The organism is Bartonella quintana (genome assembly GCF_009936175.1).
GTDB classification, from domain to species: domain Bacteria; phylum Pseudomonadota; class Alphaproteobacteria; order Rhizobiales; family Rhizobiaceae; genus Bartonella; species Bartonella quintana.
Genome location: NZ_AP019773.1, coordinates 1,519,291 through 1,537,266, shown reverse-complemented (window position 1 = coordinate 1,537,266; position 17,976 = coordinate 1,519,291). Strand labels below are relative to the sequence as shown.

The window sequence follows — 17,976 nt, the reverse complement described above, 5'->3', positions numbered from 1 at the left end:
TTTCGTGTAGGGGCTATTTGTGGATAATCTCGTGGGGCGCATTATACTTAGGATTGTTCTCCAGCTGTGGCTGGCACAGAATGGAATTAAAAAAGAGATCATCTGGCGTTTATCCAAGCTTACAATGAAAGTTATGTATCGTTTGGTGGGGATTTCTATAGACGCGTATATCTATTTTATCATATCGGTGGTTGGTGTGTACAAATCTTTGTCGTTTTTGACTCTTGATGCGTAAAATGTGCTGATTCGTTCTTTTTTATCTTGGTATAGGCTAGGCTTGACCATATGGATTGTTACCCTTTATATTGAGTAATATTTGTTTTTAAAATTTTGGTGATTTTTATCAAGCTTGGATAAACGAAGTAAGAGTTTTACCAGAAAGTATTAAGATTTGTTAAGAGATATCTTTTGGTATAGCTATCGTATTCTTGTTGATGCAGTAAGCCATTATTGGCGTGATAATGGGAGTGCTTTTGCAAGCCATGTCGCGCTTTCGGGGCTTTTAGCATTTTTCCCGTTCTTTATTTTTGGAACTTCTCTTGCCAGTTTTTCCAGTGCTTTTACATATACGCCGCAAAAAATCAAAGCACTTGTACAATTATTGCCAGATGTTATTGCAGAGCCTTTATCGAAGGAAATTATCAATGTTTTAACCATTCAGAGAGGAGGGGTGTTGACGGTTTCTGTTATTGGAGCAGCTTATTTTGCCTCTAATGGAATAGAGGCTTTGCGTACAGCCTTAAATAAAGCGTATCGCGTGGTTGATCGGCGTAGTTTGTTATTTTGTCGTTTTCAAAGTTTGTTTTTTGTAATCGTTGGAGCTATTGGTCTTGTTGTGATCAGCTTTTTATTAATTTTGGCACCTTTGCTGATCAAAATTATGCAAAATCATTCTTTTTTCATTACTGAATATATTGGTGTCATTCGTCTCTGGCGTTACATCATCGCAGCAGTTGTTTTATTTGTGAGTCTTTTGATTGTTCATAAATGGCTCCCGGCAGGGCGACGGAAATTTATAGATATTTTACCAGGGATCGTAGTAACAATGTTTGTTTGGTTTATGGCTTCTATTGCTTTTGCTCATTATTTAACAATGTTTAATTATATTTCTACCTATGCCGGGTTAACATCTATTATGGTTGCCATTATTTTTCTTTACATGTTGAGTGCAATCTTTATTTTGGGGGGAGAAATAAATGCAGCGATAATATTTTATCGTAATCATTTACAATGTTTAGATGAATGAAAGAACTTGTCGTTGCGTGAAAGCCAAGAGAAAAAAACACGAATAAACCTGCTATCACTTTGTTGGTTAATGTGGGTGCTTGTCCTGTCAAAGCTGAAATTTATCGTATTGTGAATCGTTATCAACTTAAAAATTTGTTGTAGAAAATCGTTTTTTCCCTTCCAGATGAAGGGTTTCTTGAAAGGGTGGTTATTTCTGGCGAATTCGATTGTGCAAATGATTGGATCGTAGAATATGTGCATGAAGCGAGTATCTGATACCAGTGATATCCCTTTAGTAGCGTGGGTTGTGCGCACAGGATGTTTGTCTTTCGCCAACAGGGCTTGCTTTTGATGCAAGCTCAATCGGTTAAGCTTTGACGATGCACGATTTGAGGGAAGATTTGCGAGAACAGGGTAAAATGATCGGAGGTCCCCGTCTTTTTTGTCCCAAGGACCGACCATTTTGCTTTTTTTTCGACACTAGCTTTAGTTCTACAACGTTTAAAAAAGTGCGGTTATTAGGTTATTGTGCTTCTCTTATGACAGCTTTTATAAGTGCTTTGGCATCGTTATTGGCCCATGGAGCTGCACCATTGAATGAAGCAATGAGATAACCATTTTTATCGATGAGAAGTGTTAAAGGCAATCCTAAAGCCAGCCCTTGTTTTCTCACGCTGTTGAAAATAGTCATTGTTTCATCGCGATAGTAAAGCAAGTTATCCGCATGAACATTCTGTAAAAATTGCTGAATTTTTTCAGGAGAAGCAGCTTGATCAACATTAATGGCCATTACATCGAAATTTTTTCCACCCAATTCACGTTTTAATTGGGCTAATTCTGGCATTTCCATGCGACAAGGTGCGCACCAAATCGCCCACAGATTGATCAGCATCGGTTTTCCGGTAAATTCGGCGAGTTTGTGGTCTTGTCCTTGAATATCCTTAAAAGAAAGTTGATTCATGTCATAAGGCATATCAGTAAAACGTATATGAGTAAAAAAGCCTTTGGCTGCTTTTTTGATTGCCATTCTTTTTTCTATTCGTGTTTTATCGATGTTTGTTTGTTGCGCTTTTGCCGTTGAAATGAAATTGGAAAAGAAAGACTCTCTCTTGTTATGATTGCTTGTTGTTGTGTATAAACTCAAGGCAACGGTAATGATAAAGAATGCGATGAGCAATTGTATTTTTTTATTGTTGTGTTTTGTACTGTTAAGAATTTGAGAAACCATAATTTTTGCCCTTATTAATGGATGCTTTGGAGATATGATGGATAGGAAATTCAAAAATCAAATGTGGGGTAGCGATGGGGTAGCCAGTTTGTCGCAGGACCCGCTGAAATTATAGAAAAAACTAATGCCTCATCAACAAGATATGAAGGTTCACTTGCTCATGCAACGATGCTAGCACAAACGAGGATTATTTCACAATCGGATTATGAAAAAATTGTTCATAGTTTAAAACTTATTCGACAAGAACTTGAAAATGGCACATTTGTTTTTTCACGAAAATTTAAAGATACTCACATGAATACTGAAGTGCGGCTGGCTGAATTAATTGGTCCTGTTGCAGGGCGTTTGCATATCGCACGTTCACGCAATGATCAAGTTGCTGTTGATTTTCGTTTGTGGGTGCATGATACAATGCAAAAAATAGCGCAAGCTTTAAAAGGATTGATAGAGCATTGCTTGTTCAAGCAGAACAACATGTCCATACACATGTCCATACCTTTATGCCAGTTTTACGCATTTACAACCGGCACAACCCGTAACATTTGGTCATTATATGATGGCTTATGTTGAAATGTTTGGTCAGGATTTATCGCGGATGCGTGATGCGGTTGAAAGAATGAATGAATCGTCTTTAAGGAGCCGTAGCTTTGGCAGGAACAAGCTTTCCAATTAATCATTTTATGCCAGCAGAAACGCTACGTTTTTAAGAATCAAAACGGAATTCGATTGATAGTGTTTTAGATCGTGATTGTGCGTTAGAATTTTTAAGCGCTGGTGTTCTTTGTGCAACGCATCTTTCATGCTTAGCAGAAGAAATTGTCCTTTGGTCAAGTGCACAATTTCATTTTATCCGTTTATCGGATGCTTTCAACGGGTTCATCTATTATACCGCAAAAGAGAAATCCTTATGCTGCCGAACTTGTGCGTGCCAAAAAGGGATATATAAATGGTGCATTGATTGGGTTGTTAACGGTGATGAAAGGATTACCCTTTGCCTCTTCAAAAGATAGGCAGGAAGATAAGGAATATGTGTTTGATGGTGCTTTGAGTCTAGAATTATCACTGGCAGCAATGACAGGAATCATTGGTGGATCTTGAAGTTAATAAAAAAGGCATGAGACAAGCAGCTGATTTGGGTTATGCGACAGCCTACGGATTTTGTTGATTGGCTTTTGCGTGAATTAGGGCTTCCTCTTCGTAAAGTACACCATATTACAGGGCAAGCTGTGGTATTGGCAGAAAGAAAAAATGTGGCCTGAATGATTTGTCATTGGACGAGCTTCAAACGATATGTCCAGATATCAATGCAGCACTTTTTGATGTTTTAACGGTTGAAAAATCGATTAAAAGTCGTAAAAGTTTTGATGGTAAGGTGCTTTCAGAAGTACTTTATCAAATTGCCCATTGGAAAAAACGCCTTGTAAACGCCTGAGTGATTTTATTTTTAACCCAGAAATAAGGAAAAAGATCGATAGGAGGAAAAGAGGGCATATGAAAATTATTTTAAAGAGTCTGATGATTGTCCTTTTTTATGGTGCTGTTGTAGTTGGATGCGGGCGTAAAGGCGCGTTAGAATTGCCTCCTCCAAGTATGGAAAAACCTGCGCAAGAAGCATCTGTTGCCAAAAACAAAGTAGATAAGCCTTTTATTCTCGATCGGTTGATACACTAGAGGTTTTTATGCATTTTTTTTCTTATAATCAGGGTGTCCTTCATGCTGAAGGTCTTTCTCTTTCTGCATTGGCGCAGGATGTCGGAACTCCTTTTTATTGTTATTCGGCTAATGCGCTGGTTACACGTTTTAAAGATTATCAAAACGCTTTTCGAGATATGCCTAGTTTGATTGCTTATGCCGTGAAGGCTAATTCCAATCAGGCAGTGTTACAACTTTTAGCGGCAAACGGGGCGGGAGCTGATGTGGTTTCAGAAGGTGAGTTGCGACGCGCACTTGCTGCTGGCATTCCTGCTCATTGCATTGTTTATTCTGGTGTTGGCAAAACGGTAAAGGAAATAGATTTTGCTCTTGCGCATGATATTTGTTGTTTTAATGTTGAATCAGAGCCTGAACTTGAACAACTTTCGGCACGTGCTGTTGCATTTTCAAAAACGGCACGCATTTCATTGCGCATTAATCCAGATGTAGATGCAAAGACCCATAAAAAAATTACAACGGGTAAATATGAAAATAAATTTGGTATTCCATTATCGTTAGCATGGGATGTGTATAAAAAAGCAGCTCAATTGCCAGGCATTCATGTGTGTGGTGTGGATATGCATATTGGCAGTCAGATTTGTGATCTAAAGCCGTTTGAAGATGCATTCCTTATTTTTGCAGATTTTGTGCGTCATTTATCGAGTAGTGGATATGCACTTACCCATGTCGATATTGGGGGGGGGCTTGGTATTGCATATGGTCATGAACAACATTCAGTGCCGTCTCTTTTTGATTATGCAGCACTTGTCAAGAGGCATATTGCACCTTTAGGGCTTAAGATTATCGTGGAGCCTGGACGCAGTATTATTGGCGAGGCTGGTGTGTTGGTGACATCTGTTATCTATTTAAAAAGAGGAGAAGGACGGAATTTTGTTGTTGTGGATGCTGCGATGAATGATCTGATACGTCCAACGCTTTATGATGCTTGGCAAAATGTGGTACTTGTAAAACAAGCACCAGAGGATGCATCATTTATTCGGGCAGATATTGTTGGTTCAGTTTGTGAAACCGGTGATTATTTAGCATTAGATCGCCGTGTGCCGATCTTGGCGGCAGGCGATCTTTTAGCCATTACGGGGGCTGGTGCTTACAGTGCAGTGATGGCGAGCACTTATAATAGCCGGCTTTTGGTTCCGGAAGTTCTCGTTCAGGATACGCGTTATGCGATCATTCGTCCACGCCTTGATTATGCGCAATTGATAGGCTGCGATTATATTCCAGATTGGATTGAGCATCGTTAAATATTCTTATTTTTACTAAACTTTGATGAAACGATTTAGTTTCTGGAAATTGCCTTGTATGCATTTTATGATCTCAATTACACCACTGTAAAAGGGGACAAATGTTTTTCTATGAAAAATGAAAACATCAAAAATTTTTCAATAATAAAGCTTTTATGTACGCGCGTTTTGATGTGGTGTATCATCTTTTTTGAGCGGATATGGATACGGTTGTTGCCGTTTTTCTTGGTTCTTAGTGTTTTTTGTTCGCTTAGTTGGTTGGGTGTTTTTGGCATTCTAGGTTATTGGCCACATTTACTCTTACTTGGGTTTATGCTTTTTTCTGTTGTAGGAAGTTTATTTTTTCTTGTCAGTTTTCGGTTTCCGACTGTCGGGGAAGTTAATCGTTGTCTTGAGCAAGCAAACAATCTAAAAAATCAGCCTTTAAGCGTGCAAACAGATCATTTATGTTCTGAGAATGATGAAGGTTTTCGTGGAGCTATTTGGCGCGAACATCAACGCCGCATGGCAAAACAATTATACCATTTAAAAACTGGCTTTGCTTATCCTAATAGTGCGGCTTGTGACCCTTTGGCGCTTAGGTCTTTATGTGTCCTCCTTTGTGTGTGTGCTTTTAGTTTTTCTTTTGGCTCGTTAGGGGGGCGTTTGGCAGATGCGTTCGATTTACGGCCTTTCATTGATGAAACGTCAATGCGGATTGATGTTTGGGTAACACCACCTGCTTATACGGGCGTTGCACCTATTTATTTAACACAAGGTGAGACAACACACTTTGCTGTTCCTGAAGGAAGTAAAATGGTTGTGCGTGTTGTTAATGGTGCTGGGGTTACAGTAAAAGCGCTCTCTGAAGAGGATGCGCATGAAATTTTGTTTTCTAAGAAAAGCGAAAAAACGGCTTTAAATGATCCAATTGTTCATTTTGAAACATACTTAGAATGTTCAACAGATTTATTTGTATCATCACGGCATAAGCAACAGCAGTGGCATTTGCAGGTGATTAAGGATCAGCATCCGACAATTCATTGGTTGGAAAAACCAGGGCGAATTTTGACTGGTTCGTTAGAATTTCAGTATGAGTTGGATGATGATTATGGAGTGACAAAGGCTTTTGTAGAAATAGAACCTTTTCTTGATCAGCATAAAAGTGCTGATTCCCTTTATAAGGCACCTGAAATACAACTTCTTCTTCCGCGTGATGGAAGGGGTAAAATGCGGATGGTACAAGATGTATCAGGTCATCCATGGGCTGGTTCGGGAGTTAAAATTACATTGGTGACAGAAGATGGTGCTAGGCAGCAAGGCCGTAGCAAAACTTTTGTCATGACGTTACCACAGCGTGCTTTTTCGAATCCTATTGCTCGTGCAGTAATTGAATTGCGTCGGTTGCTGGCTCTTGATGCTTCTAAGAAAGAGCGCGTACTCGATATGCTTTCTACTTTGCTTGTGCGTCCAGAGGAGGGGCTTCAAAATGCCATACATTTTCTTGTTCTAAAAAGTGCATGGACAAGACTTTCTATGGCAGAGACAGAGGGCGATTTGCGCAATGTAGCCGATTATTTATGGCAGATTGCTTTAAGTATTGAAGGTAATCAGCTTGAATCCGCTCAGAAAAATTTAAAACAAGCACAAGCTGCTTTGCGTGATGCACTTCGCTACGGTGTTCCAACTAAAGAAATTGAACGGCTTATGGCCAATTTACGCCAAGCTATGGATGATTATGTTCACACTTTAGCTGAAAAGGCACAAGACAAGAGCAATCCTAGCCTTCCCAATCTTTCAAAGAGTACATTACAAAAAAAACTAAATTTAATTGAAGAAATGGCTAAGATGGGTTCTTCTTTCGCGGCTGAACAGTTATTGGCTGAAGTTGAGCAGATTCTTGATCATTTGCAGGTTCGAAAAGGCAATCAAGGTGCAGAGCAGAGCAAGAACCAATTTGCACAAATGAAAGAGAAAATGGATCAACTTGGTGATTTAATGCGTCGTCAGCAAGAAATTCTCAATGAAACACATCAGTTGGAAATGGAACAACGCTTTGGGGAAAATGTGCCGGAAAAGCAAAGAAAATCTTTAAAAAAACGTCAGACTGAATTGCAGTCGGAATTATCAACGTTAGAAAAAGAATTGTCAGAGCAGAAGGTCGAACAGAGTGACAAATTGAAAAAAGCAGAAGAAAAAATGAACTCTGCAGAAGCTGCTCTTGATCACGGAGACTATCAAATATCTATACAAAATCAGTCAGATGCTTTAGAAGCATTAAGGCAAGGTGCACAAAATGTTTTAGAAAAAATGCGAGAGATCCTCAAAGAAGCAGGAGATAATAAAAATGCTGTTTCTGGTCGTGAAGATCCATTAGGACGTCCACTTTCTTCAAAAATCGATCAAGGGCAAGAAGGTATTATACCACAAAAAAGTGATCAAATGCGTGCACGGCAGATTTTGGAAGAAATTCGCAAACGCCTTAGTAGGGGGCATATTCCAGAAGTAGAAAAAAACTATCTTGAAAAGTTGCTTCATTTTAATTAACCATTTTGTTTTTTGTCTTTATCAATGTAAAAAATAGTACATTGAAAACCTTTATGGGATGCAAGTCTTAAGATAGAAATACCATCAAAGTGCGTTTAGTGAAATGATCGGAGAAACATTCTGCTGCTTTTGGAGTCATTTGGGTTTAAAATATGAAATACTAAAGTTTTCGCTATTGCGGAGAAAAGGCAAAGGTCCATATAAGTGGGGTATATTAAAACCTGTGATATTTGAATTTTTTTTCTACACGGTATGTTGAGTTGGATATAGTCACACTTAAAGATTTTTATGCTTCTGCTCTTGGTAAGCGTGTACAGGAAACACTGTGTGATAAATTAAATTTGTGTTGGCCGGATCTGAATGGTAAAAGGGTCATGGGGTTTGGTTATGCACTTCCTTATCTTTCTGCGGTGCGGGCACGTGCACAACAATGTTTCGCTTTTATGCCAGCTTGTCAAGGTGCTTTACCTTGGCCTTGTGCCGATAAGGTTGCTACAGCACTTGTTTTTGAAGAAAATTTACCACTTCCTGATGCTTCGATTGATTGTATTTTGTTGATACATGCACTTGAATATACAGAAAATTCATTCGAAACACTGCATGAAATATGGCGTGTTTTAGCTCCCAATGGCCACTTGATCGTTATTGTTCCTAATCGCTCCGGCTTTTGGGCGCGTAATGGTTGTACACCCTTTGGTTATGGTGAACCTTATAGTCGACAACAAATGGCGCGTTTGTTTGAAAAAACGCATTTTATTTCTGGTCCAGTACAAGAAGTTGTTCATTATATGCCTTCTTCGGGTTATGTCTCACGGTTGTTTTCATTTCTTTATGAACCATTTTCACGTTATCTTTTGCCTTATTTTGGTGGACTTTTAATCTGTCAAGCGCGGAAACATGTTTATCAAGGTTTGCTTGTGCAGCGTCGCCAGTCGCGGCGTGTTTTTATGCCTGCGTTGTCGCCACAAGCGTGTGAGAGTTCTCTCTCGTCTTGAGTTTTATTTTGCTTTCAGAGAAGAAAAATTAAAGGTATCGCAAATCGTTGTTGAAGCGGTAACTTTGGATAAACTTAAATATTAAGACGATATCCGTTTTGATCTGTAATGAGAATTTGTGCATTGGAAGGATCTTTTTCGATTTTTTGTCGCAAACGATAAATATGGGTTTCTAACGTGTGGGTAACAATGTTTTCATTATAGCCCCAAATCTGTTCTAAAAGTGTTTCACGATTGACGATTTTGTCGTTGTTGCAAGATAGATATTTAAGAATCGCAGCCTCTTTTTCTGTGAGGCGAATTTTATTGTCTTGCTGATCAATGAGGAGTTTTTGTCCAGGTTTAAAAATATAAGGACCAATACAAAAAACAGCATCTTCATTTTGCTCATATTGGCGTAATTGGGCGCGAATCCGCGCCAACAGTACTGCAAAACGAAAGGGTTTTGTTACATAATCATTGGCACCTTCTTCAAGATCTAAAATGGTGTCGCAATCTGTATCATAGTTCGTAATCATGATAATGGGGGCGCGAAATCCTTGATTGCGAAATTTTTTAACGGCTTTATGGCTAGCAAGATCAGGAAGTTCAGTACCCAAAATGGCCAGATCAACATTTTCTTCTTGGGCTATTTTAATCCCTGCTTCAGCTGTCTTCGCTTGGAAAACTTTAAATTCTTTGTGAATTTGCAACTGTTCTACCAGCATAGGGCGCAAATCATCATCATTTTCAACAATTAAAAGATTATAATAATTCATTTTTTTTCCTTATAAAGGTCTATTAATGCACCGACTGGTTGAGATTTAGAGTAGTTTCATGAAAAATGAGATTTCATGCAAGGAAAATTAGAAAAGGAATCCTATAAAAAACAAACTTTTGTTCATTTTATGATTGTTCGCCGATAAGCAGGTCATTGTGAACGTGGCATTTTGTGCGTTGGTCAAAATCATTTTTTTGTGCTTTAGGGTGGACCGGTATTTCTGCTTTTAAGCGCGAAGGTGAACAGTGCAACATCTTTTTGGCACATATGCGTTTTTTAGGAGAGGATTTCGTGGCAATTCTTATTATTTTTTCTCACGTTCCGTTTTGCTTTTTCGCCGTATTCGAGCATAGGATGGTTGGTGTGATGCGAATGGTGATGCCAATTATAATCGTTTGGTACGTCTTCCTTATTGTAATAGTGCTAAAAAATGCATCGTGAAAATGGTTTTTATGAAATTGTCTTTGTTTTGGATTGAAATAGGTAGATAGAGGGCGGAAAATGGCAAAAGGGAGTGCTATTTTATGCATTTAGCACGAGAAAATATACACGCCAACAGAAAGATATATTGCGCTCGTTCATTGTGATCTAGAACGCCTTTTGCCGCATATTAGCCGACGGACTAAAATTATTGTTTAGGATGAAAGCATTTCCACTTTTACCATCTTCTTTTAATTCTGCTTTATGGTTTTCAAAAGCTTTTCAAAGGAAATATCTTTTAAACAATGAAGATTAATGACCCAGGTTTCAGGTTTTTGCTTGTCACTTTCCTATGAGCGGATCATCTCTTCTCGAAGAATAGCACGCTGTTTTGCTGCTTATTTAAATACCTACTTAAGCATCTCAATTTGCACCCAATGTTATCTTTCGGTACTGTCTATGAATGGCATAAAATGTAAAATCCATGAAGCGCCACCATCCTTGCGCTTAATGTAGTAACAGACTGTGGCGGTGCTATTGTTGTATTTTTCAACTCCGGATGGTGCTTTCTTCTCTTGCATTTAAACGATTCATAAGAGCTATATTGGATCTGTTCTCAAACAGTTTTTTCCGTACATTACTCTCTCTTGTAACATGAAAGTAAATGATTTTTTGTTCTGAAGAGAAAGAATAAAAACAAAAAAATATTGCTGCATTTGTTGCTTTCATTCAATATCAAATTATGTATTATTATGAATCAATATGTTGCTATATGAAGATTGCCCATCAAACAGACTTCTCTCCATTCGTCTTTTGTCACAGGTTGGACTGATAAGCGGCTGGCATTGACTAAGACCATATTTTTCAGTTTTGGGTTAGCTTTGATCTGTTTTAGTGAAACAGGGGTTGGCATATCAAACAGAGCACGGATATCCACACATTCCCACTGTGGATCAGAAGTTGTAGAATCAGGGTGTACTTCAGCACAGACTTCTACAATACCTACGATTTCTAATCCTTTATTTGAATGATAAAAAAAACCTTTATCGCCATATTTCATGGCGCGCATATTGTTGCGGGCTTGATAGTTGCGGACACCATCCCATTGTTCGCCATCAGCACCTTTTTGCTTCTGCATGTTCCATGACCATTTGTGGGGTTCAGATTTAAAAAGCCAATAAGCCATGAGACCTCCTTTTTTATGAGATTATTTCGTCAAATCACAAACATCTATATAGCACTATTAAAAATGATTTTGGATTTTAAAGGGGACAAAGAGTGCTTATCATCGATTTGTTTTTTCCTTTTTTCCGAAATGATAAAATTGTGATAAAGGAATACGCCATGCTTTCTAGGTGTTTTAGTGCAGCAATCAGCAAAAGATTTACCGTTTACGGATGGTAAGTCTGTTAGGATGGGCGTGAGTACTGAAAACCCTACCCGTTTTTGTTGAAAGCATTCATTTTATTTTAAAAGCCAGAAGTCAAGGATGAGAGTTTCCCCTTTCGTCAGGTAAATGAGGTACATCCATGCATCCATGCATCCATGTATCCATGTATCCATGGTAAGTGGCATAGTATCCATCGATCAATGTTATAGTCCTGGTTGGTGCTAGAAAAACCGTTGGCATCCAGTTTGGGAAGCGCTTATCAACTTCGTACAAGATCTTGTTTATAAAGATAATCATGAGATACTTAAGATACTCTCGTTTCAAACCTGTTTATGTTGGATCAAACAAAACTATTCGCTTCCACGTCACAAGCCGGATTGGCTGTGTGGATAAAAATATTGAAGAAAAGAGTAAAAATGCCTCTTAGGAACCGTCTCAATGCAAGAGCTGTCTGCACCATTGGGGGTTGTTGGCAAAAATAATGATGGTGCCAGACTGGCTTCTTCCTAAGCGTACGAACTATGATGGTAATCTGTGAGGAGTGATATTACCTTTCTTTGTCCTCACTTCTTCCTGTGTGGGAAACTATAGATTGTATTGTGGGCTATTATAGAAAGAGAAAGGGCAGCATGAGAGGGAAATGTTGCAAAAAGCAGGGCCAAGATTTGACCCTGAAGTGCTTTGTTTGCTGTGGTCAATAACCTTGAGCTAAGCTTTGTGTTTTCTTCTTAAGAACAGGGGACTGGAATGCAGTTATCCAAGCAGCTTGTTTGTTGATGGAGAGGAAAATACACCAGTTGTTAGGGAGATGATAGAAGTTATGTTCAGATGCATGAACAGAAGGGATGAGGAAACAAAATGCATCCTTGTTCTTTCTTCTCATCCAAACCAAACTGCAAAATAGCACAACACAACGATGGTGAACATTTTTATAAAGAATGCTACTTTGTTGAAGCATCCTTTAATAAACGTGACCGCTTCACACCTATCGCCTCTTTGATAAAAACTTCTCCTTTTATGGGATTGCTCATCTCTGATGCAATCGTCCTATGCTCCTAAAAAGTGAGGGGCAAAAAACTAGGAATTTTTTATAATCTATGGAGAAGTTTTGATTTCGTTTACTGCTAGCAAATAAAGGTGCTTGGATGTGTGTCAAAGGGTAGGCTTAAAGTCAATCGTTAAACGTGCGAAATGCAACTATTCCTTCTATATTGGTTTGGAAAGTTCATTCAATATGATGGTATTGGGTAGGAAAAAATATGGCAAGGAAATCAGTCTCCAAAAGGTTAAATGGCTACAGTGATAAGTGATAATGATAACAGATAAAGTGCAAATGATGATTTATCTTGTGTTCTATGGATGAATATAAGCGTTGGTTTGTTTTTCTTATGCTTTTGTTCCACGGCGTCCTGTCCCGATTAAAGGAGCAGCTTTTTCATCCAATGGCCACCGTGAGCGAGGGGCAATATCAAAGGAATTTTTTTCTCCCCGGGCGAACTTTTGTGCACCAGCAAAAGCAATCATTGCAGCATTGTCGGTACACAAGGAAAGAGGGGGCGCTATAAATTCAAAGCCATGTTGGTGTGCAAGTTCTTGTAGTGTCAATCGAATGGCTTGGTTTGCTGCTACTCCGCCTGCGACAACTAAAGCAGGAGGACGGCGCCCTTTGTAATGAGAGAGTGGATACTGATGGGTAAAGTACTGCAAAGCCAAATGAACGCGATCATACACTGTATCGGTAACGGCTGCTTGAAAACTTGCTGCAATGTCAGCAACATCGTTTTCTGTAAGAGGGGACATAGCTGTCGCGGCTTGTCGGACAGCAGTTTTGAGACCGGAAAAAGAAAAATCTAATCGTTTTTCACCTTTCAAAGGTCGTGGAAGAGAAATACGATTTTTATCACCCAACAAAGCTGCCTTTTCAAGTGCTGGGCCGCCAGGGTAAGGAAGGCCTAAGAGTTTTGCTGTTTTATCAAAAGCTTCTCCCAATGCATCATCAATGGTGGTTCCTAAACGTTGGTAATTGCCCACTTCATGCACAAGGATTGTTTGTGTATGGCCACCTGAAACTAAAAGCAATAAATAGGGAAAAGCAACATTATGCGTTAGCACGGCTGTTAAAGCATGTCCTTCCAGATGATTGACAGCAATAAAAGGTTTTCCAGTGGCAAGAGACAGCGCTTTTGCACTCATAACGCCTACTAAAAGTCCTCCTATCAAACCAGGACCACTTGTGACCGCAATGGCATCAATGTCTTTCAATTTTGTATGAGCGTCGGTAAGAGCTTTCAGAATTAAATCATCGAGAATTTCAACATGGGCACGAGCAGCAATTTCAGGAACCACACCGCCGTAAGGTGCATGATTATCCGTTTGGCTCCAAACAATATTGGAAAGAATTTGGCTGTTTCCTTCAATATTATGTTCAATAACAGCAGCAGCAGTTTCATCACAACTTGTTTCTATTCCCAATAGGCGCATTTTAGACAAAACCTTATGTTTAAGCTTCTTTCATGTGTGGGTAGCATGGACAGGTAAAGATGCAAAGAACTTCTCTTAAAATTGATCCCTCTATAAAAAAATTAATTTTGATTCTTTCTTTAAAAGAATTGCTCTGTTGACAAAAAGTTAAGTTATGTTTTTCAATATAAACCGTTTATATGTTTTCAAAAGCTTGTTTATTAAAGTATAGAGTTGTAAGTAATTGCAATGAAGAGGCAGTCCTGAAAATTTTGGCGAAGAAATACTCTTGATAAGAAGAGTGTAAAATAAATTATGCTGTTTGAAAAACGTTTAATTTTTAAAGCTTTTTTCATTTTGTTATTTTATTGTTAAAAAGAAGTATCAAAAAAGTGACTAAGATGAAAGATTCTTCAAAACCGAAAGTCAAACCACATTACACCAGTGTTCGACCTAAGAAACCTTTAATTGAACATGAAGTTGCAAACCATAATTCAGAGCAAAAAACACAAAACTCTGTAGAATTGGAAGTAACAGAGAAACAGAGCAAGCAAAGTACACAGAGTAAACACATATCGGGCATGACTTGGCTTTTCTTGCCAATTTCAGGAATTTTTGGTGGTCTTATCACTTTGGGTCTTTTGATGGGACTTCAATGGGCGGGTTTGCTTTCTTCTGCTTTTATGGATAATCATGCTGGAGAGGAGAAAGCGTTACAGATTGCTGAAACCGCAAAAAACCAAAGTGAAGAAACAATGCGGCAATTGAGGCATGTGCTTCAAGAAATGAATAGGTTGAAAACAGAGCTTTCTTCTTTTTCATCACAAAAGGTTAAAATTGTTCAAGATGATCAAGCACCGAAAGAAGACAGTAGAAAAGCCTTTGCAGCTTTAGAGGAAAAGGTAAGTGATCTTGAAGAGTCTATACAAACTTTAGTTGAAGTTCCAAAAGATGTGGAAAAGGCTTTGTCCGCTGGACAGAGCAACGCAAACAGTCTTGCTGCGTTAAAACAACAATTAGAGACCATAGAGAAAGAGATTACTGCTAAAAGTGATGATAAAGACAACATGAATACTGCGCTGTTTATTGCTATCAGTTCTTTGAAAAATGCTGTAGAGCGCGGTGGATCTTATAGCAACGAATTAAAAATATTACAGCAATTATCGCCTTCCATCGATGGGCTTGATCTGTTGCAAAAAACAGCCACTATAGGTCTTCCAAGTCCAGCGCAGCTTTCAGCCAATTTTGCCAATGTTGCCGATGCAATCGTTGCTACGCAAAAGGTTGTTGCGCCAGATGCTAGTTTTTTTGAACGGATTTTTGCATGGATAAAAGGTTTGGTTATTTCGCGACCGATTGGAGATGTTAAAGGTATGACGCTAGGAGCGATTGCAGCACGGATGGAAGTTGCTATTCAAATAGGTGATTATAAAAAGGCTTTGAGCGAATGGGAAACATTGCCCCAAAGTGCAAAAGATATTTCGGTAGATTTTGTTCGCCAACTTGAAAGACACATTGCTGTTCATCATCTTCTTCAGCAATTACTGCTATCTACGCAACAAAAATGTAAATAGGCTCAAAATGACACGTGTTTTGATTTACACTTTTGGTGTATGTATGTTAGGCTTGGCTTTTGGGTGGGTTGCTAATCACAATGATGTTTTGATCATAACGTTTTTGCACTTTCGATTTTCTATTTCACTGTTGACGCTCTTAAGTGTGCTCATTTTATTTCTTGGAATTTTGGTGTTTTTATGGTGGCTTTTGTCTGTCCTTTTTTCCCTACCTGGCACCCTCTCCAATTATTTTTATAAACGCGGTCAAAAGCTCGGTTATGAAGCTCTTTCCCAGGGGGTTCTTGCAGCTTTTGCTGGCGATGGTGTTGCAGCTAAAAAAATGGAGGCACGTGTTGTAAAATACCTTGCAGGCAAGCAAGAGCCCTTGGTTAAGCTTTTACAAGCTCAAGCCTTATCTTTGCAAAATAATTCTGCGCGTGCCATTAGTCTTTATGAGGAAATGAGAAAAGAAACACCGACAAAATTGGCAGGGCTTTATGGTTTATTTCATGAAGCTATGAAGGCCAATGCTTATGAAGCAGCGCAGCAATATGCACAAGAAGCACTAGCTTTATCGCCAGCACTTTTGTGGGCTTATCAATTAGTGCTTGATCGGTTGAGTGCGCAAGGTAGGTGGGACAAAGCACTTGATGTTTTTGAACGGGCACAAAAAGTTTTACCACGTTCTGTTCGCTCAACTCCAGAGCGTCAACATGTACAAGCTTTGCTGTTAAGTGGGCAGGCACTTCATCTGTTTAGGACGCATCCTACAGATGCGCGTAAAGTTATTTTAAAAGCACATAAACTCGTGCCTGATTTTGTGCCTATAACAGTGATTGCGGCCGATATCCTTTATAAACTCAATGAAACGCGTAAAGCTGATAAAATGATTATTGCGGCTTGGCAGAAAAACCCTCATCCTGATTTGGGAGCACTTTATCTTGAAAGAGAAGAAGGAGCTGTTGGGCGGTTGAAAAAAGCTAAGGCACTTGCTTCTTACAGTAAAGACACGTTTGAATCGGCTTTCCTCGTTGCTAAAGCTGCTCTTGATGCCGGTGAAAGGGTATTGGCGAGAGAACAGGCACAAAAAGCACTTCAGTATCATCGGCGGGAAAGTGTTTATTTGTTGCTCGCAGATATTGAAGAAGCTCAGGGGAATAATCAGGCGGCAGTGCGGCAATGGCTTTCTTTGGCGTTGCGTGCTGAGCGTGATCCGGTATGGATGTGTGACGGTACCATTTTTTCTTCTTGGTTACCAGTTTCTCCAATAAGTGGGCGCTTAGGGTGTTTCGAATGGAAAGCGCCTCCCAGTCTACCTCCTCTCACATTAGAGACTGACAACACTATTGTACTGACAAAAAAAAGCCAAGAAGACAAAAACGATATTATGGGCAAAAATGTTGTTGTTGAAGATAAACTACTGAACGAATTTCCTGCTGTAAAAAATGATCTTTTGCATAGTGTTCAGACAAATAAACAAGGTGCAAGGCAATCTAGCAAAACCCGATTAAATGTTGATGATCCAGGGATTAAAACAGAAGAAGATGCGTTTTTGTCGAAAAAGGAATTTCAATTGTTTTAAAAAGAAGGGCTACAATGAATATTGTTCATTGAAATTGTTTTCTTGTGCTTAAAAAACGAAATTTTGTTTGATTATAAAAGTGATTGGTTAAAACATGTTTTTGATACAAAGATGTATTGATAAAAAACAAACAAATAGCAAACAAAGAATTGCTGTCGTTATTCATCGTCAATCTACCTATACTGGTCGTTTGGGAAAATTTTTGCAGAAAGGTGGTTTTGTTCTTGATATTTACCGTCCTATTTTGGGGCAGAAACTTCCCAATACATTAGAGCATTATGCTGGTGTTGTCATTTTAGGAGGCCCGATGAGTGTGAATGACAGGGAAGCATATATTAGCGAGGAAATTGAATGGATTTCTTTGTCGTTGAAAGAAAATAAACCTTTTTTGGGCATTTGTCTTGGAGCACAAATGTTAGCGTGCAAGTTAGGCGGGCGTGTGTGTACAAGAAATGATGGAATCGTTGAGGTTGGCTGGTATCCACTGGAAGCCACTTCACAGGGTAAGGCATTGATGAATTGGCCAGAAATGGTCTATCATTTTCATGATGAAGGTATTTATGATTTACCTAAAGAGGCAGTACTTTTAGCAACAGGTGATACATATCCTACACAAGCTTTTCGTTATGGAGACAATGCATGGGGTTTGCAATTTCATGCTGAATTCACAAGGACTATGATGCGGCGTTTGATTGTGCGCTCAGCCCAGAAATTAACCGAAAAAGGTGCTCAGCCGGCTTCTGCACATTTAAAAGGGCGCTTAATATATGATCGGGCTTTGAGCCAATGGTTTGAAAATGCATTGCGACAGATTTTTAATGTATCTACCGTACATGCGTGAGTGTTAAGAAAACTATGACCATGTTGACTGGTATCAT

The 17,976-nt window shown here is 39.0% G+C and carries 12 protein-coding genes and 2 pseudogenes; 10 read left to right on the top strand and 4 right to left on the bottom strand.

Annotation, left to right across the window (positions count from 1 at the left end):
* Window positions 1-391: 391 nt before the first annotated feature.
* Window positions 392-1,246, top strand: coding sequence for a YihY/virulence factor BrkB family protein (locus MF1_RS06350; protein ID WP_014924593.1), 855 nt, complete (start codon window positions 392-394; stop codon window positions 1,244-1,246).
* Between the two features lie 12 nt (window positions 1,247-1,258).
* Window positions 1,259-1,749, top strand: a pseudogene (locus MF1_RS07010) (DUF188 domain-containing protein).
* A 1-nt stretch (window position 1,750) separates the two neighbouring features.
* Here the strand turns inward: MF1_RS07010 and MF1_RS06345 are convergent.
* Window positions 1,751-2,455, bottom strand: coding sequence for a TlpA disulfide reductase family protein (locus MF1_RS06345; protein WP_014924592.1), 705 nt, complete (start codon window positions 2,453-2,455; stop codon window positions 1,751-1,753).
* A 34-nt stretch (window positions 2,456-2,489) separates the two neighbouring features.
* Here MF1_RS06345 and argH point away from each other — a divergent pair.
* From argH to MF1_RS06320, 5 genes and pseudogenes are all read left to right on the top strand, one after another.
* Window positions 2,490-3,887 (top strand): annotated as a pseudogene (argH, locus tag MF1_RS06340) (argininosuccinate lyase).
* Between the two features lie 59 nt (window positions 3,888-3,946).
* On the top strand, window positions 3,947-4,126 hold the full coding sequence (lptM, locus tag MF1_RS06335; RefSeq protein WP_042995521.1) for an LPS translocon maturation chaperone LptM: 180 nt from the start codon (window positions 3,947-3,949) through the stop codon (window positions 4,124-4,126).
* Between the two features lie 8 nt (window positions 4,127-4,134).
* Window positions 4,135-5,409: a diaminopimelate decarboxylase gene (gene lysA, locus MF1_RS06330; RefSeq protein ID WP_161510714.1), complete on the top strand. Its 1,275-nt coding sequence runs from the start codon at window positions 4,135-4,137 to the stop codon at window positions 5,407-5,409.
* A 111-nt stretch (window positions 5,410-5,520) separates the two neighbouring features.
* Window positions 5,521-7,935 (top strand): TIGR02302 family protein, encoded by a 2,415-nt coding sequence (locus MF1_RS06325; protein ID WP_161510713.1) that lies wholly within the window; start codon window positions 5,521-5,523, stop codon window positions 7,933-7,935.
* A 260-nt stretch (window positions 7,936-8,195) separates the two neighbouring features.
* Window positions 8,196-8,930: a class I SAM-dependent methyltransferase gene (locus MF1_RS06320; protein WP_240532098.1), complete on the top strand. Its 735-nt coding sequence runs from the start codon at window positions 8,196-8,198 to the stop codon at window positions 8,928-8,930.
* A gap of 74 nt (window positions 8,931-9,004) precedes the next feature.
* Here the strand turns inward: MF1_RS06320 and MF1_RS06315 are convergent, their stop codons facing one another.
* From MF1_RS06315 to tsaD, 3 genes are all read right to left on the bottom strand, one after another.
* Complete coding sequence (locus MF1_RS06315) at window positions 9,005-9,688, bottom strand: response regulator transcription factor (RefSeq protein WP_011179924.1); 684 nt, start codon at window positions 9,686-9,688, stop codon at window positions 9,005-9,007.
* 1,179 nt (window positions 9,689-10,867) lie between these two features.
* Window positions 10,868-11,296, bottom strand: a complete 429-nt coding sequence (locus MF1_RS06310) for an EVE domain-containing protein (RefSeq protein ID WP_161510712.1) — start codon at window positions 11,294-11,296, stop codon at window positions 10,868-10,870.
* Between the two features lie 1,590 nt (window positions 11,297-12,886).
* Entirely contained in the window at window positions 12,887-13,981 is a 1,095-nt protein-coding gene (tsaD, locus tag MF1_RS06305) for a tRNA (adenosine(37)-N6)-threonylcarbamoyltransferase complex transferase subunit TsaD (RefSeq protein WP_011179922.1), read from the bottom strand.
* A gap of 380 nt (window positions 13,982-14,361) precedes the next feature.
* Between tsaD and MF1_RS06300 the strand changes: the two genes are divergently transcribed.
* The 3 genes from MF1_RS06300 to MF1_RS06290 all read left to right on the top strand — a co-directional run bounded on the left by MF1_RS06300 (window position 14,362) and on the right by MF1_RS06290 (window position 17,939).
* Entirely contained in the window at window positions 14,362-15,534 is a 1,173-nt protein-coding gene (locus MF1_RS06300; protein ID WP_161510711.1) for a COG4223 family protein, read from the top strand.
* 7 nt (window positions 15,535-15,541) lie between these two features.
* Window positions 15,542-17,098 (top strand): heme biosynthesis protein HemY, encoded by a 1,557-nt coding sequence (locus tag MF1_RS06295; protein ID WP_161510710.1) that lies wholly within the window; start codon window positions 15,542-15,544, stop codon window positions 17,096-17,098.
* Between the two features lie 94 nt (window positions 17,099-17,192).
* On the top strand, window positions 17,193-17,939 hold the full coding sequence (locus MF1_RS06290) for a glutamine amidotransferase (protein ID WP_161510709.1): 747 nt from the start codon (window positions 17,193-17,195) through the stop codon (window positions 17,937-17,939).
* Window positions 17,940-17,976 lie beyond the last annotated feature (37 nt).

Coding starts and splice junctions, on each gene's coding strand:
- MF1_RS06310 (WP_161510712.1), bottom strand. CDS start 11,296: ATGGCTTATTGGCTTTTTAAATCTGAACCCCACAAATGGTCATGGAAC.
- lysA (WP_161510714.1), top strand. CDS start 4,135: ATGCATTTTTTTTCTTATAATCAGGGTGTCCTTCATGCTGAAGGTCTT.
- lptM (WP_042995521.1), top strand. CDS start 3,947: ATGAAAATTATTTTAAAGAGTCTGATGATTGTCCTTTTTTATGGTGCT.
- MF1_RS06315 (WP_011179924.1), bottom strand. CDS start 9,688: ATGAATTATTATAATCTTTTAATTGTTGAAAATGATGATGATTTGCGC.
- MF1_RS06290 (WP_161510709.1), top strand. CDS start 17,193: ATGTTTTTGATACAAAGATGTATTGATAAAAAACAAACAAATAGCAAA.
- MF1_RS06295 (WP_161510710.1), top strand. CDS start 15,542: ATGACACGTGTTTTGATTTACACTTTTGGTGTATGTATGTTAGGCTTG.
- MF1_RS06325 (WP_161510713.1), top strand. CDS start 5,521: ATGAAAAATGAAAACATCAAAAATTTTTCAATAATAAAGCTTTTATGT.
- tsaD (WP_011179922.1), bottom strand. CDS start 13,981: ATGCGCCTATTGGGAATAGAAACAAGTTGTGATGAAACTGCTGCTGCT.
- MF1_RS06345 (WP_014924592.1), bottom strand. CDS start 2,455: ATGGTTTCTCAAATTCTTAACAGTACAAAACACAACAATAAAAAAATA.
- MF1_RS06300 (WP_161510711.1), top strand. CDS start 14,362: ATGAAAGATTCTTCAAAACCGAAAGTCAAACCACATTACACCAGTGTT.